This window comes from Ruegeria sp. A4 (assembly GCF_056543025.1).
In genome coordinates, this window is the sequence record NZ_JBQGAW010000009.1 from 1 (window position 1) to 24,684 (window position 24,684).

The following is a 24,684-nucleotide window of genomic DNA, read 5'->3' on the forward strand; positions in this document are numbered from 1 at the left end:
AGCACTGCCGCGCCAATGGTACTTGGGCTTAAGCCCCGGGAGAGTAGGTCACCGCCAAACCTAGTAAAAGCCCACATCTCTCTAACACGATGACACAATAACTGACACTGGCGCGGGGTGGAGCAGTCCGGTAGCTCGTCAGGCTCATAACCTGAAGGTCAGAGGTTCAAATCCTCTCCCCGCAACCAACTTCCAGCAGCCCGTTCGATCTACAAACAGTCCACTGGACTGTTTGCTAAACGATCAAACCTCGTTAGGCTCATAACCTGAAGGTCAGAGGTTCAAATCCTACTCCCGTAACCTGCGTCGCAATTCCCAAAACAAACCCTCAAACCAAAATCAATCCAACTGATCCAATGGATCAATGGCTTCTCCGCGACAGCCTCGCAAAACGAAACTCACAGACACAAAAGACGCATAAAACGATTCCTAAGGGCCAAATCTTATCTATTAGATTTGGATAAATGCTCTTAATCCATGATTTAACACCATACTGAGTGATATTAACGTTAAAGACGCTCGCGTACCGATTTCCATTGGCTTTTTGGTTTGGAGCCGACAACAAGCATGTCGACACTGCGGATAGATCGGCGCTTCCGACGATATTGCTGAGGATGACAACTCTTCGCTTCTTTTAAATGTGACCCGCTCAAACGGCGAAGTCATTTACGACCCGCTCGCCGCATGAACACCGATTGAACTATCGAGAAGACATCGCAACAAAAAACTGCTCACTCAGCCAATGTGGTTATCGCTTTAGTGCACCTAAATCCATCATCTCAATGGATTACAGGCCGATGATGCACTAACAATCAACTTGGACCAGTCTGATGAGGATGCTCAAGATGACTTGGAACCTTGGGAGAGAAGCGTGAGATACGTTGCCAAAGGTGTTTTCATTTGTTGCGCTGTTGCGCTTGTTTCTGTCTTTGCGACCTGGCTATTCCTGTCCTCCGCGTTGTTTTCTTCTGTCAGGGCCACTTTTGTTGAGAGCCTGATCAGTAAGAAACTTGGTCAGGATGTCAGAATAGAAGATGAAGTGCGTCTCGGTCTGGGTCGGCAGTTGCAGATATCAGCGGCGGGGTTGGTACTACCCGGGGCGCCGGAAGCAGATGCGAAGCTGGCGGCAATCGACAAACTTGAATTCGAGGTTTCCGCGCGTGACCTCTGGAACAATAAGCTTTCTCTAAGTGGCCTCTCTGTCTCGGGTCTTCACCTGAACCTGATCACTGACAAGGATGGCGTTGGAAATTGGCGCTCTGTTTCTCAACCGAATGCAGCAGCTTCGCAAACCGCAAAACCTCCGACGCTACCGGTCGCCGGAATTCTGTCGGACCGCACAGTTGACCTGACCGACATCACCATTTTTTATCAGAATGAATTGAATGGGCTTGAACTGAATCTGCAGCTTCCTGAACTGCTTTTGAAGCGTGACGATCAAACCAACACGGCCTCTGCGGCTGGGGAAGGTTCGCTGAACGGCGAGAGGTTTGAGCTCAGCGGAACGTTTCCAGCGGAAGACCCGTTTCGGATAACAGCGGTTTTTGAACAAGTCTCTATTCTTGCCGAAGAAGTCCCTACGGAAGCCGGGCTTGAGGTGAGGACGACGATAGAGATTGTGGAACTTGGTCAGCTTCTCGGCATCCTGAAACTAGATCGAGTATTGGAAGGCTCTGGGCGTATTGGCGCCACGTTCCAAACGGCCAACGGCACTTCCCGGATCGATGATCTGGCCGTGCTGGCGGAGTTGGATGGTGGTCAAAGCCTCTCGCTGAACGGGCAAATCGGGGAATTGGGAAACCCCGAAGATGTATCGCTGACAACACGTATTCGGTTGTACCCGGAAAATGCTGAACCAGCCTCCGCCGCATCACGATATGATCTTAAACTTGTTGCGGTTGATATGGTAATGGACAGTGTTCCTGGGCAGGTTCCTCAGCGACAAATGGTTATCAAAACCAACGGGTTCACATTGGACACCTCGGGCGAAGGCCCGCCTCCAATCAAGTTTTCCGAGCTATCCAGAACACCCGAAGGCGCCTTGCGTGTTGGAAGCATCAACCTGAGAATTGGGAACCCCGCTGATCCGTTTGTCATTTTGAACGGATCGGTCGATGATGCGCTGAGGTTGCAAGGCATATCAGCTGAAGGTCTGATGGATATTCCGGCAAGCAGTCTGATCTCTCCAGAGTTGTTGGGGCCGGACGACCAGCTTGGCAGGTTTTCCGGCAACTTTCATTTGAACGGCGGCATCAATCAGCTGTCTCTAACGAATCTGGATGGCCAGACAAGCGAAACGGAAGTCTGGAATCTCGAGGTGCATGGCAAGGTCAAGAACGTGCTCAAATTCGAGGATCTGGATCTTGCAATTGATGTCGATGTCCCATCCGGGGCGGATCTGTTGGAGGCGCTGTCACTTGAACGTGTCGAAACCGGTCCTGCGCGGTTTGAAATCGGGCTTGTCAGCCAGGGCACTGATTGGAACGCAAATGCTGCTGTCGAGGTAGCCGACTCTGTCCTGCAAATCGTGGCCGATCTTGATGATGCAACAAGTGCCCCTGTATTGCGGGGTACTATTGAAAGTGAGCTGATCAAGGTAGATCAGATCCGTACCATCATTCAGGCCGTCGCACAGTTGAGGAAGTTAGGCGGTTCAGAGGCAGACGAGGAAGATGCCGATCAAGAAGACAGTGCTACCGGTCCGCTGAGAGATGTGACGCTTGAACCTATCGGCCGTTCAATTCTCTTGTCCGGTATGGATATGGATGTTGATATTGATCTTCGGCATATCGAAGGCGCCAGAGGCATAAGCAGTTTGCAGAGTGATCTGACTCTCAACGAAGAAGAGCTTAAGGCCGGGCCGTTGAAGTTTGAATACGGAGGCGCCCATTTCGACGTCAGCGGGCAAATGGATCTGTCGAATGACGCGCATCTGCTTACTTTGACCGGCAAGGCGGGCGGCTGGCAGCTGGATGACATCCTCCACAATCTGAACTTCAAAAAGGGCGCCAGCGGTACGATCTATGCTGATTTTTCGGTGACCGGCGGAACTGATTCACCAAAACACTTTGCCAACACCATGAATGGCAGCGCCACAGTTTCAATGCGGGACGGCTCGATCGAAACGCAGCTTCTGGATCTGGCGGGCCTTGGGGTCTTGCCTTGGGTATTTACAAAAGAAAAACAAAAGGTTGCGCCAATCGTATGCTTGCGCGCGCCGATCAATATTTCAAATGGAAATTTTTCGACAAAACAAACCACCCTGGAAACAGATCATGTCCAGGTTGTTGTCTTTGGCGATGTTAATGTGGCGGGAAAATCTCTGGATTTGAACCTGCAACCCCGAAAGATTGGCGAACCCCTTTCAAAAAGCCCCTGGCCAGTGACTTTGAGGGGTCCATTGTCCAAGCCGAACGTCAAGGTCAAGGATGGGCCGAAAAGGCTGAAACGATCTGATGGTGCGGATAAAATGCCGGCCAAAAGAAAACTCTGTGTTCCGGATATTTTGCAGCTCCAATAGTGGGCGAGCGGCTCGGTACCTGCCCGAACCCAGAGTTCGTGAAGGATCGTAATGTGACTGCTAAAGATGTCTGTTTTGGGCAAGGAGCGTTGATTGAAGGCCAAACCACGCTAGATGTTCAATGTCTTGTGGTCACCCGGAACCCCCGTGTTTGCGGCAATGGCTGGATCATCAGTCACAGGCTTCCACAGCTTCCAAAACAGGTCCAGGCACTCCATGCATGCCTAAAGCTAGCCAACAGTTTGCGCACTCTGACACCGTGCAACGCGGCAATTGACTGCAATACTCGGGGATAACACCAACTACCCCATGCCGCCTTGCGACATGCAAAAGGTTGCTTGTTTGCGAAAGCCCGGAGCCCAGCTAGGATGCAAGATACTGATTTTCGCGAGGTTGAAATGAAAAACCTGTTTCCGTCCATGCCCGAAGACGCGAATCTGGGCCACGTCTATCGCGCTTTCCCGGAGAAACTTGGACCTCTGGCAGAGTACCAAAATCGTGTCATGCGGGGCGACAGTGAACTCAGCATCGCGGAACGAGAGATCATTGCAGCCTATGTCTCCGGATTGAACGCCTGCGCTTTTTTTCATGGCGCGCACACCGTGCATGCCAAGGCTTTCGGCATTGATGTCAGCACCATCGAGGACTTGATGGATGATCTTGAAAGCGCGGATATCGACGACAGTCTAAAACCCATTCTGGCTTATTCCGGAAAACTAACAACCAGCCCCTCCCGCATGACTGAAGCCGATGCAAAAGCAGTCTACGATGCCGGTTGGTCCGAGAATGCGCTGTTTGACGCTATACAAGTTTGTGGTTTGTTCAACTTGATGAATCGTGTGTTGGAGGGCACCGGAATTACCGAGTATCATTCAGATACAAAATCCGTCGATGATGACGTGCTCGACAACCTGCGTAGCAAATGGTGCTACCTTGATTTTGGCAAGGCAAACGGGCTTTTCGCATGACTTCTGATCTGTCGGTCTGGGCCAGGGGCCTCGCAAAAGCGTATGGCGGGCGTGGCACAACAGCTTGAAACGGTAATCCAAATCAACAGGCCCGCCGGATCGGCGGGCCTTTTTGAGCTCTGCGTTGTCAGTCTTTCGTGCCGACGTTTTCTTCGAACGCAACCTTGAAGGCGGCCTGTTTCTCGGGGCTGGCCTCGGTTTGATATTTCGATTTCCATTCATCCATCGTCATGCCGTAGAAAATCTCGCGGGCTTCATCCTTGCCCAGTTCGATTCCCTTTTCGTTTGCCGCTTCCTGATACCAGCGCGACAGGCAGTTGCGACAAAACCCGGCGAGGTTCATCATGTCGATGTTCTGAACGTCCGTGCGGTCTTCCATCAGGTGCTTTTGCAACCGGCGAAATGCAGCAGCCTGAAGTTCAATTTCGGTTTGCTTGTCCATGATCTGGCTCCGGATGGCGAATGAGTTGCTTCTGACCTAACAATCCAGTGGACCCGTTACAAGAAACGGACGTGCCGAAGCGCCTTTTCACATCAATTTCAATGCTAGCCAAGGCACGATGCAGAAAACCAGCGTCAGGATTTTGTAGTTCGCAAGATACCTGAAATAGGCGCGTTTCACATCCGGGCGTTCCATCCGAAACATCCTGCCGTGAATGTCGGCAATCCAATCCTGCAAAAGCAGAACCATCAGGGTGGTAAACAGAAGCACCGCGATATTGAGCACGGCCATCCAACCAAAAAACGTCGTCAAAAACTCTTGTGTCATGATGACCCCCTTTCCCAGTTGATATGGGACATGAAGGCCGTGCTAACAACAGCGTGACGCAGGGTAAAGTACGCGCAGGACTTGCGGTCAAAGGTCGCTGGCTTCCAATGCATCTTGCAGGATCACCGCCAATCGCTCGGCCCATTCCCTTTGCCCCGCATGGTCTGCGATCAAGTCGTTGCGCAGCTCGATCAGTGCGTTGGGGCGTCCAAACGCGGTACAGTGTTTGTCAATCGCATCCCCTGGCAGAACTCCGGTATACGGCTCGTTGACGCCAACGCACAGATCATCCTCGGCCTGAAGCCTTTCGATCAGCGGGCCAGAGAACCGCTCGTCCGAGGTGTGCAGCACGCCAATGTGCCATGGGCGCGGCTCACGACCGCGCAGTTGGCGGGTGAAGGAATGCATCGAAACGATCACAGCATGGGGCAGGGCCGCCATTTGTGCCAGTGCCTCGTGGTAGGGGCGGTAGCACATATTCAGGCGACGTTCGCGCTCGTCTTCATCTGCGTGGCGATTTCCGGGGATGATTGACCCGTCATAGAGCTTCATCAACAGCGTGGGATCGTCTTCACCCCGGTTCGGGTCGATGACCAACCGCGAGAAGTTGGCGGCAATCACCGGCGCGTTCAGGATCTCACCCAAGTGTTTCGACACCTCATACGCGCCGACATCATAGGCGATGTGGCGTTCCATATCCTCGCGCGGCAGACCGAGATCGCCGCCATTTACGTCAGGGGGAACAGTATTGGTTGCATGGTCGCATGTAATCAGCCAGCGAGACGGGCGATCCGCACCGTGGACGAAAAATGGAGTGTATGTCATCAGCCTGTCATCTTGTTTGCCGCTGGTGTAGGGCAGTTGCTTTGAAAAGGGAATTGCGCAATAAGCATCGAGATGATGTTTGCGGTAACATTTTGCGGAAGCTGATCTGCAAACTTGAGATGACGTAAGGAGGTCTATGCCAATGCGACGCCTGAGAAATGTGAAAATCGTGGCGACGCTGGGGCCAGCGTCAAATGACTATGACACGATTAGTGCCCTGCACGAGGCTGGCGCGGATGTCTTTCGTCTGAACATGAGCCATGGCAGCCATGATGAGATCCGCGAACGGCACAAGATCATTCGGCAGGTGGAAAAGGATCTGGACAGCCCGATTGCCATTCTGGCCGACCTTCAGGGACCCAAGCTGCGCGTTGGTGTCTTTGCCAATGAGGCAGAGGAGCTGGAAGAAGGTGCGTCCTTCCGTCTCGACCTCGACCCTGCTGCGGGCGACATCAACCGGGTCTGCCTGCCGCATCCCGAGATTTTCGCGGCGCTTGAGCCGGGCGCCCGCCTGCTGGTGAATGACGGCAAGATCCGACTGATCGTTCAGGACTGCGGGCAGGCTTTTGCAAATTGTACGGTCGAGGTGGGTGGCACGATCTCGAACCGCAAGGGCGTCAACGTTCCTGATGTGGTACTGCCGCTGGCGGCTTTGTCGGCCAAGGACCGAGAGGATCTGGAATTTGTCTGCCAACTGGGTGTGGACTGGTTGGCGCTGAGCTTCGTGCAGCGCGCCAAGGACGTTTTCGAGGCTCGTGCGCTTGCGGATGGTCGCGCGGCGATCCTGTCCAAGATTGAAAAACCTGCCGCAGTTGAGGCGTTTGACGACATCCTTGATGCGTCGGACGGGATCATGGTGGCACGCGGCGACCTGGGCGTGGAACTGCCTGTTTCTGCCGTGCCTCCGATCCAGAAACGACTGGTCCGTAAATGCCGCGGGGCAGCCAAGCCCGTCATCGTCGCCACACAGATGCTGGAAAGCATGATCGAAAGCCCGATGCCGACCCGTGCCGAAGTGTCGGACGTTGCGACGGCGATCTACGAAGGCACTGATGCCATCATGCTCAGCGCGGAATCGGCAGCCGGTGCCTATCCGATCGAAGCGGTGCAGACGATGAACAAGGTTGCAATCGAAGTCGAAGCCGACCCGACATATACGCAGATCATCGCGGCGTCGCGTACCGCCAAGGGAACCACCGTTGCGGACGGGATTGTTGCCGCCGCGCGTGAAATAGCCGAGAAAACCGATATCAAGGCGATCTGCTGCTTTACGCAAAGTGGCACGACAGCCGCATTGACCGCGCGCGAACGTCCCGGTGTTCCGATTATCGCGATGACGTCGCTGATGGGAACGGCGCGCAGACTCTGCCTGAGCTGGGGTTGCAATTGCGTCATGACGCCCGAGCTTGAACGGTTCAAAAGCGCGGTTGTAAACGCAGCGCGCGCCGCAAGGGCAGGGGGCTTTGCAACTGAAACCGACCAGATCGTTGTCACCGCCGGGGTGCCGTTCAACGTACCGGGTACCACCAACATTCTGCGCGTGGCACCCTGTGACGAGCGACTGATCTACAGCACGGATCCCGAATAACCGGAACGGGTATCAAGGCCCGGACACCCGTTGGCCAACAGGCTCTTTCACGGCCTCCATGACCGTGAATGAGCTGGTTTGGTGAATTCCGGGCAGCTTGTTGATTTTCTCACCCAGTATCATCCGGAAATGCGCGATATCGCGGGTGCGGACAGTCAGAAGATAATCGAACGACCCTGCCACCATCAGGCAGCTTTCGATTTCCGGCACATCCCGTACGGCCTCGTTGAATTTTTCCAGGGATTGCTCGGCCGTAGCGGTCAGCGATACCTGCACGACGGTCAGAAGGGCAAGCCCCATTCTCTCTTTGTCGACGATGGCGCTGTAGCCCTTGATATAGCCGTTCTTTTCCAGCCGTTTCACACGTTCGGAACAGGGCGTGTTTGTAAGGTTTACGCGCGCCGCAAGCTCAACTATTGAGAGCCGGCCATTGGCCTCAAGCTCGTGCAGGATGCGTTGATCGATATTGTCCAATTCTCTACTAATCAGTAAAACTTCCTGTTATTTTAGTGCAAAACGACAATTTCCACTGAATATAGACCAAAAAAATCCCCAATTCCTAGTGAAAATTCCTGATACTTACCAAAGGGCGGTCTTATTGAAAGTTCCAAGTTCCGGCTGCCCTGCCGGGGGCACGGGCCTCGGCCAAACGAAAAATAATGGAGGAACGACATGACAACAAAGATTGTCATAGGACTCGACGGGACAGAGACCGGTGAGCGCGTGATTGCCTTTGCCAAGGATTTGGCAAAGTTGATCGGGTCGTGTGAACTGGTGGTCGCTTATGTGATCGAATGGTCCCCTTACACCTTTCAGACACCGGAAGAAAACGCACAGCGTCACAAAAGACGGGAAGAAGAGGTTGATCTGGCAACGTCGCGGATCGTGACACCTGCCGTTGAGGCCCTCAGAGAGGCTGGTTTTGAAGCGCAGGGTGTTGTTCGCCACGGCGACGTGGCCGAGACCTTGAACGCCATTACAATGGAAATGGGCGGCTCGCAGATCGTTGTCGGCCGGTCTTCGGCGGACGGGATCAAGAAACGTATCTTCGGCAGCTCGACCCAGAACCTTGTGATGCATGCCGATGTTCCGGTCACGGTTGTGAACTGAAGGGAGGGACAAAATGAGAATGCTTAAACAACTCGGCGCCTCAATGGCAGCCGCTATTGTCGCCAACCCTGCCTTTGCGCAAGAAGCTCCGGGGCTTGATGAAAAAATCAACCAGACTTTCGCTAATCTGACCGGTCCATTCGTCAGCTTCATCTTCGCGCCATTCCCCGGGACCAGTTTCCCATGGATCGTAATGTGGCTGGTGATCGCTGCGACGGTCTTCACGCTGTATTTTGCTTTTGTGCAGATGCGGTTTTTTGGCCACGCAATCAGTCTTGTCAAAGGTGACTATTCCGACCCCAATGATGCGGGCGAGGTCAGCCATTTTCAGGCTCTGGCCACTGCGCTTTCCGGTACAGTCGGTCTGGGGAATATCGCGGGTGTTGCTGTTGCCGTCGGCATCGGCGGACCGGGCGCAACCTTCTGGATGATCCTGGCGGGTCTTCTGGGGATGGCGTCGAAATTCACCGAATGTACGCTGGGCGTGAAGTACCGCAACGAGTACGAAGATGGCACCGTTTCGGGTGGCCCGATGTACTATATGTCCAAAGGGTTCAACGAACTGGGCTTGCCGGGTGGCAAGATCCTGGCGGTTTTGTTCTCGATCTTCTGTATCCTTGGCGCGCTGGGTGGGGGCAACATGTTCCAGGCCAATCAGGCGCATCAGCAGATCGCGGGAATCGTGGGTGACTATCCGGGCTGGATTACCGGGCTGGTCTTCGCAGCGGTTGTTTTCATGGTCATCGTTGGCGGCCTGAAGTCTATCGCACGGGTGACCGAGAAGGTGGTACCGTTCATGGGCATTCTCTACGTTCTGACCGCTCTGGTCATCATCTTGATGAATGCGGATATGATCGGCTGGGCCTTTGGTCAGATCTTCGCCGGCGCCTTCACCGGTCTGGGTGTTGCAGGCGGTATGGTCGGGGCGCTGATCCAGGGCTTCAAACGTGCGGCGTTTTCGAACGAAGCGGGTGTTGGCTCGGCAGCGATTGCGCACTCGGCAGTACGGACCAAGGAACCGATCACGGAAGGCTTCGTTTCCTTGCTGGAACCGTTCATCGACACCGTGGTGATCTGCACAATGACCGCTCTGGTCATCATCATCACCCAGCAATTGATCATCGATCCCGAAACCGGCAACTACATGCTGAATGAGGCCGGCACGGCGATTGCCACTGTTGACGGCAACTCGGGTGTCAGCCTGACCTCTGCCGCCTTCGGCAGCGCGTTCGGTTTCTTCCCGTATATTCTGGCGGTTGCGGTGATCCTGTTTGCCTTCTCGACCATGATCAGCTGGTCCTACTATGGCCTCAAGGCCTGGACCTACCTGTTCGGTGAGGGCCACACCAAAGAGCTGGTGTTCAAGATCATCTTCTGCATCTTCGTCGTCATCGGTGCCGCAGCCAACCTTGGCCCGGTCATCGACTTCTCGGATGCGGCGATCTTTGCGATGGCGGTGGTCAACGTCTTTGCGCTCTACTTCCTGATGAAAGTGGTGCGTCAGGAGCTGGCCTCGTATTCCGAGCGCCTGAAAACCGGTGAAATCCGGAAATTCGAACACTAAACCCAATCACTGGGGCGGCCTATGTCGCCCCAGTGCCCGATCAGCCGGCAAAAAGCGCAGATTCTGATCCAAACCCTCTTGCCAGTATGACCGAACTTGCGTAAACGGCGCTTCTGATCGCGTGACCGGCCGAGATGGCATGCCGAGTCGCGTCTGGAACCGAACCCGAAAAAGGAGACGGAAATGCCTAAGATGAAGACCAAGTCGAGCGCCAAAAAGCGCTTCAAGGTGACTGCGACCGGTAAGGTCCTTGCTGGCCAGGCCGGCAAACGGCACGGCATGATCAAGCGGACCAAGAAATTCATCCGCGACGCCCGTGGCAACACCACCCTGTCCGCCCCCGACGCCAAGATCGTCAAGGGCTACATGCCCTACGACCGCTAAGAGGAGATTAAGAGATGTCCCGCGTTAAAGGTGGAACCGTAACTCACGCCCGTCACAAGAAGGTCATCAAGGCCGCCAAAGGTTACTATGGCCGCCGCAAGAGCACCTTCAAGGTTGCCCGTCAGGCCGTCGACAAGGCCAACCAGTATGCAACCCGCGACCGCAAGAACCGCAAGCGCAACTTCCGCGCGCTGTGGATCCAGCGTATCAACGCTGCTGTGCGTTCGCATGACGAGGCACTGACATATTCCCGCTTCATCAACGGCCTGAACCTGGCCGGTATCGAAGTGGACCGCAAAGTTCTGGCCGACCTGGCCGTGCACGAACCGGAAGCGTTCGGCGCGATCGTCGCCAAAGCTCAGGCAGCTCTGACCGCCTGATCCTCTTTTGAGTGACAGTGAAAGAAAGGCCGTCCCATTTGGGGCGGCTTTTTTGTTTTCCATAGATTGGACGTCGGTGTTAAGCACACTCTGGACATCGTCCAGCAGTCGTGCGCACCTTAAACTATGTCGCTGGTACAAGACTTTGAGCAAGTTTTAGAAACTGCCTTGCCACGCGATCCCAGCTTTCGGCGGATCGAACAGACGGCGATAGACAGTTGCATTAGTGATGCCCGAAGATACGCTTCAGAAGGTCTAAAAGAGGCCTTTCTGTTTTCAACAATGCGCCTACTGGCACTTCCCGACAACGGGCACACACGGCTGATTCCAAATGATGCCATCTCGGTGCTCCCGCTGAGATTCGTGAGCATCGGAACTGCCATCCAGTTAGTTGGTACGGCACCAGAAACAACGGCGCCCAGAGGAAAGCTGGTTGCAGTCAACGGCACACCGTTAAGTCAAATCGAAGCCGCCTCAGAAACATTTCTGGCAGGAACGCGCCAAAGGAAACGGGTAATCGGATCGATTATACTCGTGTGGCCCTATGCTTTGGCTCGTCTCGGTTTTTCCTCAAAAGACGAAACGACCGAGTATCGCGTGCAAGACGAGAACGGTCAGATATCCGAATTCAAAGTGGAAAACGGTCATACGGTTCCTGCATCAACGCTCTACCCGAGAAACGAGCATGGCCGGGCCGATCCGGCTTGGACACCCGAGAGACTTGTGGAGACTAAGGGCTGGCGGGGACTTGGGCTTTCGATACTGTTGCCCAGTTTTCTCGATTCAGGAGAAGGTGCGCTGCCGAAAGCCATCTCAGGTGCAGCAGAACAAGTAAGCGTTTGCTCGGAAAAAACGCTCTTGATTGACATTCGTGGAAACACCGGTGGCGACTTTCTCAAAACGATGCCCTTGATCGACGCCATCTCTGAAAACGCAAGCAGGCAGGTTGTTGTGCTTGTCGATAAATTCACGTTTTCGGCTGCGATAGTTTTTGTCGCCATCCTCAAACATCGATTGGGACCTAGGCTCAAGCTCGTAGGGGAGGAAATGGGTGACGGGTTGATGTTTTTTGCCGAGGGAGGTTCGCTCGATTTGCCCACCAGCGGGGCGGTCGTTCGATACTCATCGGCTTTTCACGATTGGGAGAACGGAACCAGCGATGAAACCACACCAGCCGAGATCGCGCGGCAACTAGTTCCGGCTGGAACACTGGATTTGGATTGGGAATTGATCACCGAACCTACCGCTGAAGATACACACGGCGCGTTCTATCAACGAATTCTCAGAAGTCTGAGAAATTAGACGAATGGCAGGAAAGCCCGCGTAGATGCCACGCGAACGCAAAAAAACCGGCGCATTCAGCGCCGGTTTTCGTAAATTCATTGAGGGAACTTACCCGAACACACGCCCCAGCGCGCCATCGACCGCGTCGGTGATCTGGTCAATGTCATCGGCCGTTGCGATCAGGGCAGGCGAGAAGCACAGCGTGTTGTTGCGGCTTGGGATCGAGCGGTTTGTGACACCGATGATCACGCCCTGGTTCATACAGTCGGCCACAACCGCCTGTGCCAGTTTCTCGTCCACAGGCTCTTTGCTGGTACGGTCTGCGACCAGCTCGGCACCCAGGAACAGGCCCTTGCCGCGCACGTCGCCAATGACCTTGTGTTTTTCCATCAGCGCCTGAAGGTTGCCCATCATGCGGTCACCCATGGTCGCGCAATTGCCCAGCAGGTTTTCATCCTCGATAATGCGCATGTTTTCGATCGCAGCCGCCGGACCGGCAGTGCAGCCACCAAAGGTCGAGATGTCGCGGAAATAGCTCATCGGGTCCGAAGCATCATCCTTGAACATGTCAAAGACTTCCTCGGTGGTGACCATGCAGGCAATTGCGGCATAGCCCGAGGCGACGCCCTTGGCCATGGTCACGAAATCCGGCTTGATGCCGTATTGCTGATAACCGAACCATGTGCCGGTGCGGCCCACGCCGCAGACAACTTCGTCGATATGCAGCAGCACGTCGTATTTCTTGCAGATCTCCTGCACGCGCGGCCAGTATCCTTCGGGCGCTTCGATCACGCCGCCACCTGCGGTCACCGGCTCGAGGCACAGTGCGCCAACGGTGTCGGGGCCTTCGCGCAGGATGACCTGTTCGATCTGATCTGCGGCCCATTCGCCAAAGTTCTCTTCGGGGGCACCGTCCAGTTCGTGCTTGCGGTATTCCATGCAGTGGGGCACGCGCACGAAATCAGGCGCAAAGGGGCCGTATTGTGCGGTGCGCTCGTCCTGACCGCCTGCCGACATCGTCGCCAGAGTTGAGCCGTGATAATCGCGGTCACGATACAGGATCTTGGTCTTCTTGCCGCCGTATTTCTTGTGCGCGATCTGGCGCACCATCTTGAACGCCTTCTCGTTCGCTTCAGAGCCCGAGTTGGTGTAGTACACGCGGCTCATGCCGGGCATCTTGTCGATCAGTTGCTCGGCAAAGATCGCGCCGGGGATCGAGCCGGCCGAATTGGCGAAATAGCACAGCTTCATCAGCTGGTCGTAAACGGCCTTGCAGATCGATTCGCGGCCATAGCCGACGTTGACAGTCCAGACGCCGCCGGAAACCGCATCCAGATGCTCTTTGCCTTTCTGGTCCCAGACGCGCATGCCCTTGCCTTCGACAATGATGCGGGGGTCATTGGTTTCAAAGGGTTTGTGCTGGATCAGATGATGCCAGATATGGGCGCGGTCGGCTTCGACCACGCGGGAAAGATCGTTTTCGTTGAACGTGCCGTCCATGACAAGTCCTTTCAGTGAGGTGCGGTGCACGGGGTGCGGAAATGGCGTGCCCCGGCATATGTTTAAGATGCTTCAGATCACCGCGAATGGCCGGATCTAAGTAGGGCCAGATCGCACCATCCCGTATTGCCAGTCAATAAGGGTACCGTAATACTACGGATTTGTCAGAGCACCAAGTTTATGCTCAAGTCGCGCAAACCGAGTGCAGGGAGGATCAGCAGTTGGCAGCGACCAATATCTATGAGCGTCATTTGGACAAATGCCGGGCGAATTACACACCCTTGTCGCCCCTCTCGTTCATTGAGCGCACAGCGCAGGTTTATCCCGATTACCCGTCGGTCGTTTATGGTGAGCGGCGGTATACTTGGGCTGAAACCTATGCCCGGTGCCGCCGGCTGGCGGGGGCCCTGAATGCGCGGGGTATCGGAAAGGGTGATACCGTTTCAATTATCGCCGCAAACATCCCCGAGATGTACGAAGCGCATTTTGGTGTGCCCATGGCGGGCGCCGTTTTGAACGCCATCAACACGCGTCTGGATGCTCCGATAGTCGCTTTCATCCTGAACCACGCCCAAGCCAAGGTCTTGTTGGTTGACCCCGAGTTTTCCGGCGTCGTGAAAGAGGCGCTGGAGCAGGTTGATCATGATATTCTGGTAATCGACATCGAGGATCCCAGCTTTGAAGGCGGTGAAAGGCTTGGCAGTCTGACCTATGACGCCCTGATATCAGAGGGCGACCCGGAATTTGAGTGGTCACTGCCCGAGGATGAATGGGACGCGATCACGCTGAACTATACGTCCGGCACAACGGGCAATCCAAAGGGCGTGGTTTATCACCACCGCGGCGCCACGCTGAATGCTCAATCGGATTTGCTGGACTGGGATATGCCCAAGCATTCGATCTATCTGTGGACCTTGCCGATGTTTCACTGCAACGGCTGGTGCTTCCCTTGGGCCATGGCCGCCAATGCGGGCGTGTCCGTCTGTCTGCGCGCCGTGCGTGCCGAGCCGATCTATGCGGCATTCCGTGATGAGAAGGTCACCCATTTCTGCGGTGCTCCCATCGTTTTGAACATGCTGGCCCACGCGCCGGATGAACTGAAAGACTTTGACCATCAGATCAAGGTTATGACCGCGGGCGCTCCGCCGCCGGCCGCCGTGATCGAAGCGATGGAGGCGATGGGGGTCGAGGTCACGCACGTTTACGGCCTGACCGAGACTTACGGGCCCTCGGTCGTTTGTGCCTGGAAGGATGAATGGAACGACAAGGGACCCGAAGATCGTGCTGCCCTGAAAGTAAGGCAGGGCGTGCGGTATACGGCACTGTCTGGCCTGATGGTGGCCGATCCCGAAACGATGGAGCCCGTGCCTGCGGATGGTGAAACCATGGGCGAGATCTTTATGCAGGGCAACGTGGTGATGAAAGGGTATCTCAAGAACCCTGATGCCACCGATGGGGCCTTCAAGGGCGGCTGGTTCGCATCCGGCGATTTGGGCGTCATGCATCCGGATGGCTATATCGCGCTCAAAGACCGGTCCAAGGACATCATCATTTCAGGCGGCGAGAATATCTCCTCCGTCGAGGTCGAGGGCATTCTCTACAAACACCCGGCAGTCATGGAAGCCGCGGTTGTGGCCCGGCCAGACGAGAAATGGGGCGAAACCCCCTGTGCCTTTGTCGAGCTGAAGCCCGGTACAACCGCGACCGAGGCAGAGCTGATTGCCTTTTGTCGGGACAACATGGCCCATTTCAAAGCGCCCAAGACCGTGGTGTTTGGCACCCTGCCGAAGACTTCAACCGGAAAGGTGCAGAAATTCGTTCTGCGGGATCAGGCGCGGGCGCTGGGCTGAAGCCTGTCAAAGATCGACAGGTCCAGATCCAGCATTTCACCCATCCAAATCGCGCGATCGCGGTGATCGGCCAGATGGTCGCCGGTTTCCGGGTGGGTGAAAACGGTAAGGCCCCGCCGGTTCAGCATCAACCACGGAGTGACCTGATCGAAGGCATCAGCCGCAAAGCTCAATTGGCAGCTCCAGCGCGGGTGGGGGCCGACATTGCGGCTATGCATGCGTCCCATCCGGACGGGGAACAGACGGGCGGCCTCTTCGCAGACCTGTTGCGCCGTGTGCTGCGTGTCGGCGTCGAAATAGACATGGGCGTGGTATCCGGTGATCTCGGGCATCAGAACCTCTTTTGCTTTGATGAAGCAAAGCTAAGTCCGATTGCGACGAACGCCTAGGCACACCGGCACACAGGACCTGTGCAAGCTTATTGGGGTGCGTGCCTGTCAGGATGCGCCGCGACAAATGCGGGGTGATCGGCACAGGCCTTTTCGACACCCAGCAGACGCGGCATGTCCGACAGGTCGACCTTCCACCTGCGCGCATTGTAGATCTGCGGGATCAGGCAGATGTCGGCGAGGCCGGGCTGTGAACCGACACAATAGGGGGTTTGTTCAAACTCACCCAACATGGTCTCGAAGGCCTGCAACCCCGGCCGGATGAAGTGCCGCATCCACTCTCCGGGCATGTCGGTCGGGTCTTTGCTGAGGGTGGTCGCATGGCGGGCAACTGAAAGGTTGCAAACAGGGTGAATGTCCACCGCAATCGCATAGGCCAGCGCCTGCACGCGCGCGCGCCCTGCTGCATCGTCGGGCAGAAGGTTCAATTCACGTGTCTTGTCCAGATAGTCGAGAATGGCCAGAGACTGCGTCAGCCGCTGCCCGTCAATATCCAGCACCGGAACCAACCCTTGTGGATTTCGCGCGATATGTGCATCGCCCTTGTGTTCGCCGCCCACCAGGTCGACGACAACCGCGCGATAGTCGATCCCGGCCAGATTCAGGGCGATCCGCACCCGATAGCTGGCCGAGGACCGCCAATAGTCATAAAGGACGGTTTTGCTCACATTCGAATCCGTCACTTGTCGGCCAGGGTGGCGGCGCGAATAGCGTCAGACAACACCGCCTTGTCGCCGATGTGATTGGCCAGCACCAGAACCAGTCGGGCGTTCAGCGCGTCACTGTCGGCTTTTTCAAGCCCTTCATGCGCGGCCAGCAGCTCGGCATAGAAGTCGTCAGCATCGTCGATATTCGGGGATAGGATCAGGTCAGACATCGCGCTCACTCCTTGCCACAGGCTCTGCGGATTGCATGGCGGAAACTGTTTTCTTCATAACTGTCCCGGCGCGCCGCCACGTGCTGATCAGGACGGATCAGATAAACCGCGCTGGTTGCGTCGCCCAGATAGCGACGTTTCAGCGCCAGGGTCTGGTCATCCTTGACCGACAGCGCCAACCGCGTGACCTCGACCCCGTCTTCTTCCAGCACTTCCGGGGCATCCGCATCAATCGTCAAAAGGGTGAATTTGCCTGCCAGTTTGGGCAACAGGAACGCATCACCCAGCGGCGCATCCGGGCAGGCCGAGCCGGGGCGCGTCTCGGCTGGGCCATCCAGCGCGTCGGCAGAAATCAGGGTCGAGCCGTCATAGGTGCAAGGTTGACTCAGGCGTCCTGAATTCACCAACGGACGCGCAAATTCGTACTTCTCGCTCAGGTCCAGAACCGCATCTCGCAGAACCCGCGACATTTCGGATTTCGGCGTGATGAAATCGGTGGACCGGCTGGATTTCTGGATGTTCTCATCAGCCCCGTGCACGCGTTCCGCGTTGTAGCTGTCCAGCAGGCTTTCGGGGGCTTTCCCATCCAGCACCAATTTCAGTTTCCAGCACAGGTTGTCAGTGTCTTGCAGGCCGGAATTGGCGCCGCGCGCGCCAAAGGGGCTGACCTGGTGCGCGCTGTCGCCTGCGAACAGGACACGCCCTTTGCGGAAGCTCTCCATGCGGCGGCACTGGAACGTATAGATCGAGACCCACTCCAGCTGAAACTCGACGTCATCGCCCAGCATCGCCTTGAGGCGCGGGATCACATTCTCGGGGCGCTTTTCGCGTTCCTTGTCGATGTCCCAACCCAGTTGCAGGTCAATACGCCAGACATTGTCGGGTTGTTTGTGCAAAAGCGCGGATTGCCCGCGATTGAACGGTGGGTCAAACCAGAACCAGCGTTCCGAGGGGAAATCGGCATCCATGATCACGTCCGCGATCAGGAAATTGTCTTCGAAAACGCGCCCTTCGAAATCGATGCCCAGCATGCGCCGGGTGGGCGACGCGGCACCATCGCAGGCGATCAGCCATTCAGCTTCGAGTGTATAGGGGCCTTCGGGGGTTTCGACCTCCAGCCGAACGTGATCTTCGTGCGTACCGATTGCGTCAACCTTGTTGCGCCCGCGAATTTCAATCGGTGCGCCTTCTGCCTGCAATTCGCGCACGCGTTCCACAAAGAAGTTTTCAAAATGGTATTGCTGCAAGTTGATGAAGGCCGGGTTGGCATAGCCTTCGTCCGGCTGAAGGTTGAAATCATAGACCTGACGGTCGTCGAAAAAGACCTTGCCCCGGTCCCACAGCACGCCTTTGTCGACCAATCGCTGGCCGCAACCCAGCCGGTCTGCGATTTCCAGCGTGCGCTGAGAAAAACAGATGGCGCGGCTGCCGAAGCTGACTTTGTCATTCTCGTCCAGAACCACAACTTCGACCCCTTGCTGGGCCAGATCGATGGCGGCGGCCAGACCAACCGGCCCCGCACCGATCACGATCACCTTATGCCTGACGGGCGTCGGGCTGTCCTGATCCGGGCTGCGTTCATATCCGTAAAGCGGCGTTTCAAAGATCTTGTTCATGGGCTCCCCCCGAAACAGATGCACCGATGTGCTGCATGTCCTGTCCCCCGGCGACGGGCGCCGGAGGTCTTAGATTATGGTTTCATCGAATCCCGCCGCAAAAAAACGATCTGGATCAAACTCGACCGTTTTTCGTCAGCCTTGCAGGGCTTCCCACATCTCGAGGTCGCGCTGGGCGGTCCAGATGCGGGGCGTGTCAATGCCGCGCGCCTCGTCATAGGCGCGGGCCACGTTGAACGGCAGGCAGTGCTCGTAGATTGCGTAATCGGCGAATTTCGGATCGCATTCTGCGCGGACTGCGTCCCAGGCCTCTTTCAGGGACCCGCCGCGCGCCGCGACCTTCGCCGCCGGCCGGTATGTGCTTTCGACAAAATCGCGGGTGTTCTCGATGGCCGCATTCACCATGTCCTTGCCAACCAGCGCATCGCCGCGCCCCGGCGCGATGGCGTCGACGTCGAACCACTTGATCTCGTCCAGCGTGTCACCCCAATCGCTGAAATGACCGTCGCCGCAATAGCAGGCCGAGTGATATTCGACGATATCGCCGGTGAACATCACGTTCTGATCCGGCACATGGATGACGATATCGCCTGCCGTATGCGCGCGGCCCAGATGCATCAGGTCGACCCGGCGGTTGCCCAGATACACCGTCATCGTATCGCTGAAGGTGGTGGTGGGCCAGGTCAGGCCGGGGATGCTTTCATGCCCTTCGAACAGGCGCGGGAAGCGCTGGAATTCGCTGTCCCAGTCTTCCTGACCCCGCTCGACGACCATGGCGCGGGCCATGTCCGACATCAGGATCTGCTGCGCGCCGAACGCGCTTGCGCCCAGAACACGTACTGCGTGGTAGTGGGTCAGGGCCACATGCGTGATCGGTTTGTCGGTGACGGAACGCACGCATTCGATCACCTTGTTTGCCAGACGCGGAGTCGCCTGCGCCTCGACGATCATCACGCTGTCGTCACCGATGATCACACCCGAGTTCGGGTCGCCTTCGGCGGTAAAGGCATAGAGCCCTTCTCCGACTTCAGTGAAGCTGATCTTTTTTTCCGACATGTCCCCCTGGGACGCGAATGCTTTGGCCATCTTGGTTTTGTCCTTTTGCGGTTGCGCGGAAGGCAGAGGTTGGATGCCTCCGGCGGGAGTATTTGGGAAAAGATGAAGATCAGTGCGTCATCTTTCGTAAGGGTTCTCGAGCGCGGGCAGCAGCTTGCCCACACAGTCGCCGAAACCGATCGTGTAGCCATCGCCCTTGGCAGCCCCTTTAAGGGTCAGGGTATCGCCGTCCTCGATGAAGCTGCGGGATTCGCCGGTATCCAGTGTGATCGGTTCCTTGCCGCCCCAGCTGAGTTCCAGAAGCGAACCGCGGCTGTCCTTCGTCGGCCCCGAGATCGTGCCCGACCCCAGCAGGTCGCCCGTGTTCATCGGGCATCCTGATGTGGTGTGATGCGCCAATTGCTGCGCAGCGGAATAGTACATCTGGTTGTAGTTGGTCCGGGCAATCGTCGTGGCGGGTTGCCCGGCAGGTGCCATGGTGATCGCCAGATCGATGTCATAGAGCATCGGGCCGCAATCCTTGAGGTGATCCAGCAGTTCGAATTCGCGGGGCGGCGTGTCACAGCGGAATGGCTCGAGGGCCGCCTTGGTCACGATCCATGGGCTGATCGAGGTTGCCGTGGCCTTTGCCTGAAACGGGCCCAGCGGCTGGTATTCCCATGCCTGGATGTCCCGTGCGGACCAGTCATTCAGAAGCACGTAGCCGAAAATATTGTCATCCGCTTCCTGCACGGTGATCGGACCATCCGAGGGTGTTCCGACAATTGCGCCCATCTCAAGCTCGATGTCAAAGCGACGGCTGGGCAGGAAGGCGGGCAAGTCCTGATCGGGGGCTTTCAACTGCCCCCAGGGGCGGCGAATATCCGTGCCTGAGACCACGACCGAAGATGCGCGGCCGTTGTAACCAATGGGAATGTGCAGCCAGTTCGGCGGCAGGGCGTTTTCCGGGCCCCGGAACATGGTGCCCACATTAAAGGCATGGTGTCGGCCTGCGTAGAAATCGGTGTATTCGCTGACCGCAAAGGGCAGATGCATTTCCGCATCGGCCTGTTTGACAAGCAGCGGTTCGACCTTGGCTTGTTCATCTGAAACCTCGGCCAGCAGGCTGATCAACCGCGCGCGCAGCGCGGCCCAGACGGCTGGGCCTTCCTCCATCAGAGGGTTCCAGAACGGCATGTCGAAAAGGGGCTCATCGCTCAGGGTGATCAACCCCTCCGCTTCGGCGGCCGTGACGTCGAGGATCATGTCGCCGATGGCCACACCACAGCGGGGATCATCACCTTCGGTCGAGAAGACACCATACGGCAGGTTATTCAGTGGGAACGGATGTGTCGCGTCATTGGCCGACGCCACCCAGGATGTCATTAGAGGCATACGATGTCCCTGTTTTCTATGTTCTAAGAGGTTCGGAAGGATTTTGGCTTTGGAACGGCGGTAGCAACAGCACGAAGCCGCCGCGGTTGTGGCCCGTCATATGCACGAGGCGTCACTGCACACTGGTTGCCGAGGCACGGTGGCTCGGCAACCGGTGCAACTCCGGCATGTTCAGCGCGGGCAGGACGACGGCAATGAAACTGAACCAATGGGTGGCTCATTTCTTGCCCGGCGTTCCGTCGAACTTCTTCTCAAGCGATGTCCAGCAGTCGATGTAATCATCCTGCAACGGCGCCTCGGTGGCGGCAAACGGGGTCAGGTGCTGCGGGAAGCGGGTTTCGAACATGAACGACATTGTCTGGTCCAGCTTGTCCGGCCCCAGGTTGGAGTATGACGCCTTGTCGAAGGCTTCCCTGTCGGGGCCATGCGGGATCATCATGTTGTGCAGGCTTGTGCCGCCGGGAACAAAGCCCTGAGGTTTCGCGTCGTACTGGCCGTAGATGTTGCCCATCAGCTCGGACATGATGTTCTTGTGGTACCACGGCGGGCGGAACGTGTCTTCCATCACCATCCAGCGTTCGCGGAACAGGACAAAGTCGATATTGGCCGTGCCGGGCTGGCCGGACGGAGCCGTCAGAACGGTAAAAATCGACGGGTCGGGATGGTCAAACAGGATCGCGCCGACGGGGCAATAGTTGCGCAGGTCGTATTTATAGGGCGCATAGTTGCCGTGCCATGCCACGACATCCAGCGGGCTGTGGCCGATCCTGGTGGTGTGGAATTGCCCGCACCATTTGATTGTCACGGTAGAAGGGGTTTCACGATCCTCGTAAGCCGCCACAGGTGCCTTGAAATCGCGTGGGTTCGCCATGCAATTGGCCCCGATCGGCCCGCGACCCGGCAATTCAAATTTCTGACCGTAATTCTCGCAGACAAAGCCGCGCGCAGGGCCTTCCAGAACCTCGACCCGGTACAGCAAACCGCGTGGAATGATCGCGATTTCCTTAGGTTCCAAGTCGATGATTCCCAGTTCTGTCGCAAATCGCAGGCGCCCTTCCTGTGGCACAACCAGCAATTCGGAATCAGCCGAGAAGAAATAGTCATCCACCATGGATTCCGTGACCAGATAGATGTGGCTTGCCATGCCGACCTGCGTGTTCACGTCACCTGCGGTCGTCATGGTCCGCATACCCGTCATCCAGTTCAGACCTTCGTCGGAATGCGGGATGGGATCCCAGCGGTACTGGCCAAGGCTGATCACATCCGGATCAATGCAGGGGGCCGATTTCCAGTAGGGCAGATCGATTTTTTCATAACGGTGTGAATGCTTTACGGATGGGCGAATACGATAGCACCAGGTGCGCTCGGGTGGGTTGGCGGTAAAGGCCGTGCCACTCAGCTGCTCTCCGTAAAGACCATAGTTGCACCGTTGCGGGCTGTTCATGCCTTGCGGCAGGGCCTCGGGCAGGGCCTCGGTTTCAAAGTCATTTCCAAAGCCAGGCATATAGCCTGCATGAGTTCCGACAGGCGTCGCAGCCTGTGTCAGCGTATGCGGATCAGTCGGACGATTCATTGCGTTTTCCTCCGTTTGCTGCTTGTCGGTTAATAGTTGATTTTGTAACTAACAAGCATGACACACGATGAATCCGAAAAAAATGATGACTTTTATCTGCAAAATTTTCTGCCCTTCCTGCTGAATCAGGCGGCCGAACGGGCTTCGCTTGAGTTTCAGGCAGTTTACAAGGGCCGTTATGGGATGCTCAGAACCGAATGGCGGGTATTGTTCCATCTGGGTTTGTTTGGCGAGATGACCGCCAAGGAAATCGGTGAGCGCGCCAGAATGCACAAAACCAAAATCAGCCGCGCTGTCGCCAAGCTGGAACAGCGTCGATACCTGAAACGCACACGGGACGAAGCGGATCGGCGGGCGGAATGGTTGACACTAACACCAGCAGGTCAAGCTGTGTATCGTGACCTGCGCGGCGTTGCTGCCAATTACGATGCGAAACTGTCAGGCCTGTTCAAACCGGAAGAGGCCGCGTTGTTGCGACAAATGCTGCAAAGGTTGGCTGGTTTGGACTGACCTATGGCAATTGACGCTGCCTGCCCCCAAATGGGGATCATACTTGATACGGACAACAAAATGACTTTGCCAGATTCCGCTTCAGTTTTCTCACATTCCCTGATTGATTGGCTGGTCAACAAGGGGCTAGAGGGCGCCGGGCAAGAAGAGCTGTTGGAAGGGTTTTGTGCCCGATTGGTGGAAATGGGTATTCCGTTGATGCGCTTTCATGCGGCGCAGTCGACCTTGCATCCGGTTTACGGAGGTACCGGTTACAGCTGGTACAACGGCGCGGGCGGTGAATCCGAGAAGTTTGAATACACGGAAACGCCCAGCGAAGTTTGGCAGCAAAGCCCACTCTATGCCCTGCTGAACGATGATCTGGATGAAATCCGGGTCAAACTGGTCGACCATAATGAACCCAGCCGCTTTCCCTTGTTGAATGATCTGCGTGAAATCGGAGCGACAGACTATTATGCCACCGGCCTGTCATATGAAGGGGCCAGTCAACTACGCCCCGACGGCACGAAAAAGGTCAGCGATGGTGTTCTGATGTCCTGGACCAGCGACGCACCGAACGGATTCGAAGACAGCGATCTGAACAAAATACAATCTGTACTTCCGCATCTGGGGCTGGCGCTCAAATCCGCCAAGAACCAGGATCTGGCCAAGGATTTGATGCGGGTTTATCTGGGGCGGGATGCCGGTCGCCGGGTTCTGTCGGGTGAAATTCGGCGTGGGTCTTTGCAGCAAATCGATGCTGTGATCTGGAATTTCGACCTCGAAGGCTTCACCACGCTGTCCGAAGACCTGCCTGGCCATGAGATCATCGACATGCTGAACGACTATCTCGCTGTCGCCGTGGGTGTGGTGCATGACAAGGGCGGCAACATCCTGAAATTCATGGGTGACGGCCTGATGGCAATGTTCGATGTCGGAGAGATCGACGAAGACGCCCGTGCCGCGCTTGATGCTGTGCCTTTGTTGCAGTCCCGCATGGGTGAACTGAACGCAAGGCGCCGCGCGCAAGGTCTGCCGGTGGCCAACTATACGCTGGCCCTACATTCGGGCGAGATTCTCTATGGCAATATCGGGTCCGAAACGCGGTTGGACTTCACTGTGATCGGCCCGGCTGTCAACCAAGCCGCCCGCATTGCGGGAATGCACCGGTCTTTGGGTCAAAGGATCCTGATCTCGGACGATGTCGCCCGTGCTGCACAGCCCTGCGCGCAGGAGCTTGTCTCGGTCGGTCGCTACATGCTGCGCGGCGTGAATGAGCCGAAAGAGTTGTTTACGGTATACAGTCCCGGCGGGCCATCAGAATCCGATTGAATTTGCGGCTATTCCTTCCAGCGGTTCCGAAACTGAAAGGCTTGATGGAACGCCTTTAACCCGCCGGGTTTGAGCGGCGGTTTGGACCGGATGTTCGACTATAGTGTGAATATGAACATTAAGCTGGTTAGAGCCCAAAGCTGTCGATGACTCATCTTACAGCAGTCCTGCCCAATGAGCGATAAACGCTGAGGTAGACTCTGGTCCTTGTTTGCAATGGCCGTGCAGGAATTTGT

General features: G+C 56.3%; 23 protein-coding genes and 1 tRNA gene. 12 read left to right on the forward strand and 12 right to left on the reverse strand.

All coding sequences use genetic code 11. From position 1 onward, the window contains the following. The first annotated feature begins 111 nt into the window (after window positions 1-111). The 3 genes from ACR0E2_RS17930 (at window position 112) to ACR0E2_RS17940 (ending at window position 4,488) form a co-directional block, all read left to right on the forward strand. Window positions 112-188 (forward strand) — tRNA-Met (locus tag ACR0E2_RS17930). Window positions 189-871: 683 nt separating this feature from the next. Continuing rightward, the gene (locus ACR0E2_RS17935) at window positions 872-3,520 is read left to right on the forward strand and encodes an AsmA family protein (RefSeq protein WP_480447418.1); all 2,649 of its coding nucleotides are present in this window, start codon (window positions 872-874) and stop codon (window positions 3,518-3,520) included. Between the two features lie 368 nt (window positions 3,521-3,888). Further along, a complete protein-coding gene (locus ACR0E2_RS17940) occupies window positions 3,889-4,488 on the forward strand; it encodes a carboxymuconolactone decarboxylase family protein (RefSeq protein WP_480447419.1) in 600 nt (199 codons plus the stop codon). Window positions 4,489-4,615: 127 nt separating this feature from the next. On the opposite strand, the gene ACR0E2_RS17945 is transcribed toward ACR0E2_RS17940, so the two are convergent. From ACR0E2_RS17945 to ACR0E2_RS17955, 3 genes are all read right to left on the reverse strand, one after another. Continuing rightward, window positions 4,616-4,930, reverse strand: coding sequence for a DUF1244 domain-containing protein (locus ACR0E2_RS17945; protein WP_152456994.1), 315 nt, complete (start codon window positions 4,928-4,930; stop codon window positions 4,616-4,618). Window positions 4,931-5,017: 87 nt separating this feature from the next. Then, entirely contained in the window at window positions 5,018-5,257 is a 240-nt protein-coding gene (locus ACR0E2_RS17950) for a DUF6868 family protein (RefSeq protein WP_152456995.1), read from the reverse strand. A gap of 87 nt (window positions 5,258-5,344) precedes the next feature. Next, window positions 5,345-6,082 (reverse strand): N-formylglutamate amidohydrolase, encoded by a 738-nt coding sequence (locus ACR0E2_RS17955; RefSeq protein WP_480447420.1) that lies wholly within the window; start codon window positions 6,080-6,082, stop codon window positions 5,345-5,347. A gap of 142 nt (window positions 6,083-6,224) precedes the next feature. Between ACR0E2_RS17955 and pyk the strand changes: the two genes are divergently transcribed. Next, window positions 6,225-7,670, forward strand: a complete 1,446-nt coding sequence (pyk, locus tag ACR0E2_RS17960) for a pyruvate kinase (protein WP_480447421.1) — start codon at window positions 6,225-6,227, stop codon at window positions 7,668-7,670. 12 nt (window positions 7,671-7,682) lie between these two features. Here pyk and ACR0E2_RS17965 read toward each other — a convergent pair whose 3' ends face one another. After that, entirely contained in the window at window positions 7,683-8,144 is a 462-nt protein-coding gene (locus ACR0E2_RS17965; protein ID WP_174830357.1) for an Lrp/AsnC family transcriptional regulator, read from the reverse strand. Window positions 8,145-8,342: 198 nt separating this feature from the next. Between ACR0E2_RS17965 and ACR0E2_RS17970 the strand changes: the two genes are divergently transcribed. The 5 genes from ACR0E2_RS17970 to ACR0E2_RS17990 all read left to right on the forward strand — a co-directional run bounded on the left by ACR0E2_RS17970 (window position 8,343) and on the right by ACR0E2_RS17990 (window position 12,410). Next, on the forward strand, window positions 8,343-8,780 hold the full coding sequence (locus ACR0E2_RS17970; protein WP_171229185.1) for a universal stress protein: 438 nt from the start codon (window positions 8,343-8,345) through the stop codon (window positions 8,778-8,780). 13 nt (window positions 8,781-8,793) lie between these two features. Beyond that, the gene (locus tag ACR0E2_RS17975; RefSeq protein WP_480447422.1) at window positions 8,794-10,344 is read left to right on the forward strand and encodes an alanine/glycine:cation symporter family protein; all 1,551 of its coding nucleotides are present in this window, start codon (window positions 8,794-8,796) and stop codon (window positions 10,342-10,344) included. A 183-nt stretch (window positions 10,345-10,527) separates the two neighbouring features. Beyond that, entirely contained in the window at window positions 10,528-10,728 is a 201-nt protein-coding gene (gene rpmI / locus ACR0E2_RS17980; RefSeq protein WP_010443552.1) for a 50S ribosomal protein L35, read from the forward strand. Window positions 10,729-10,742: 14 nt separating this feature from the next. Beyond that, window positions 10,743-11,108 (forward strand): 50S ribosomal protein L20, encoded by a 366-nt coding sequence (rplT, locus tag ACR0E2_RS17985; protein WP_152457001.1) that lies wholly within the window; start codon window positions 10,743-10,745, stop codon window positions 11,106-11,108. 126 nt (window positions 11,109-11,234) lie between these two features. Beyond that, a complete protein-coding gene (locus ACR0E2_RS17990) occupies window positions 11,235-12,410 on the forward strand; it encodes a S41 family peptidase (RefSeq protein ID WP_480447423.1) in 1,176 nt (391 codons plus the stop codon). A 90-nt stretch (window positions 12,411-12,500) separates the two neighbouring features. On the opposite strand, the gene ACR0E2_RS17995 is transcribed toward ACR0E2_RS17990, so the two are convergent. Continuing rightward, window positions 12,501-13,892 (reverse strand): aminotransferase family protein, encoded by a 1,392-nt coding sequence (locus ACR0E2_RS17995; RefSeq protein WP_480447485.1) that lies wholly within the window; start codon window positions 13,890-13,892, stop codon window positions 12,501-12,503. A 221-nt stretch (window positions 13,893-14,113) separates the two neighbouring features. On the opposite strand from ACR0E2_RS17995, the gene ACR0E2_RS18000 reads away from it, so the two are divergent. Continuing rightward, on the forward strand, window positions 14,114-15,742 hold the full coding sequence (locus tag ACR0E2_RS18000) for an acyl-CoA synthetase (RefSeq protein WP_480447424.1): 1,629 nt from the start codon (window positions 14,114-14,116) through the stop codon (window positions 15,740-15,742). On the opposite strand, the gene ACR0E2_RS18005 is transcribed toward ACR0E2_RS18000, so the two are convergent. The 7 genes from ACR0E2_RS18005 to hmgA form a co-directional block, all read right to left on the reverse strand. Then, window positions 15,721-16,074, reverse strand: a complete 354-nt coding sequence (locus tag ACR0E2_RS18005; protein WP_480447425.1) for a DOPA 4,5-dioxygenase family protein — start codon at window positions 16,072-16,074, stop codon at window positions 15,721-15,723. The genes ACR0E2_RS18000 and ACR0E2_RS18005 overlap by 22 nt on opposite strands. 86 nt (window positions 16,075-16,160) lie before the next feature. After that, window positions 16,161-16,799, reverse strand: a complete 639-nt coding sequence (gene maiA, locus ACR0E2_RS18010; RefSeq protein ID WP_171120367.1) for a maleylacetoacetate isomerase — start codon at window positions 16,797-16,799, stop codon at window positions 16,161-16,163. A gap of 11 nt (window positions 16,800-16,810) precedes the next feature. Beyond that, window positions 16,811-17,008 carry a DUF2783 domain-containing protein gene (locus ACR0E2_RS18015; protein WP_171120365.1) on the reverse strand — a complete coding sequence of 66 codons (198 nt, stop codon included), beginning with the start codon at window positions 17,006-17,008 and terminating at the stop codon, window positions 16,811-16,813. Window positions 17,009-17,013: 5 nt separating this feature from the next. Next, window positions 17,014-18,624, reverse strand: coding sequence for an FAD-dependent oxidoreductase (locus ACR0E2_RS18020; protein WP_480447426.1), 1,611 nt, complete (start codon window positions 18,622-18,624; stop codon window positions 17,014-17,016). 135 nt (window positions 18,625-18,759) lie between these two features. After that, complete coding sequence (locus ACR0E2_RS18025; RefSeq protein ID WP_480447427.1) at window positions 18,760-19,710, reverse strand: MBL fold metallo-hydrolase; 951 nt, start codon at window positions 19,708-19,710, stop codon at window positions 18,760-18,762. Between the two features lie 87 nt (window positions 19,711-19,797). Further along, window positions 19,798-21,054 (reverse strand): fumarylacetoacetase, encoded by a 1,257-nt coding sequence (gene fahA / locus ACR0E2_RS18030; protein WP_480447428.1) that lies wholly within the window; start codon window positions 21,052-21,054, stop codon window positions 19,798-19,800. 217 nt (window positions 21,055-21,271) lie between these two features. Further along, window positions 21,272-22,627, reverse strand: coding sequence for a homogentisate 1,2-dioxygenase (gene hmgA, locus ACR0E2_RS18035; protein ID WP_170344769.1), 1,356 nt, complete (start codon window positions 22,625-22,627; stop codon window positions 21,272-21,274). A 57-nt stretch (window positions 22,628-22,684) separates the two neighbouring features. On the opposite strand from hmgA, the gene ACR0E2_RS18040 reads away from it, so the two are divergent. Beyond that, on the forward strand, window positions 22,685-23,137 hold the full coding sequence (locus ACR0E2_RS18040; protein WP_171120356.1) for a MarR family winged helix-turn-helix transcriptional regulator: 453 nt from the start codon (window positions 22,685-22,687) through the stop codon (window positions 23,135-23,137). 60 nt (window positions 23,138-23,197) lie between these two features. Next, window positions 23,198-24,448 carry an adenylate/guanylate cyclase domain-containing protein gene (locus ACR0E2_RS18045; protein WP_480447429.1) on the forward strand — a complete coding sequence of 417 codons (1,251 nt, stop codon included), beginning with the start codon at window positions 23,198-23,200 and terminating at the stop codon, window positions 24,446-24,448. Window positions 24,449-24,684 lie beyond the last annotated feature (236 nt).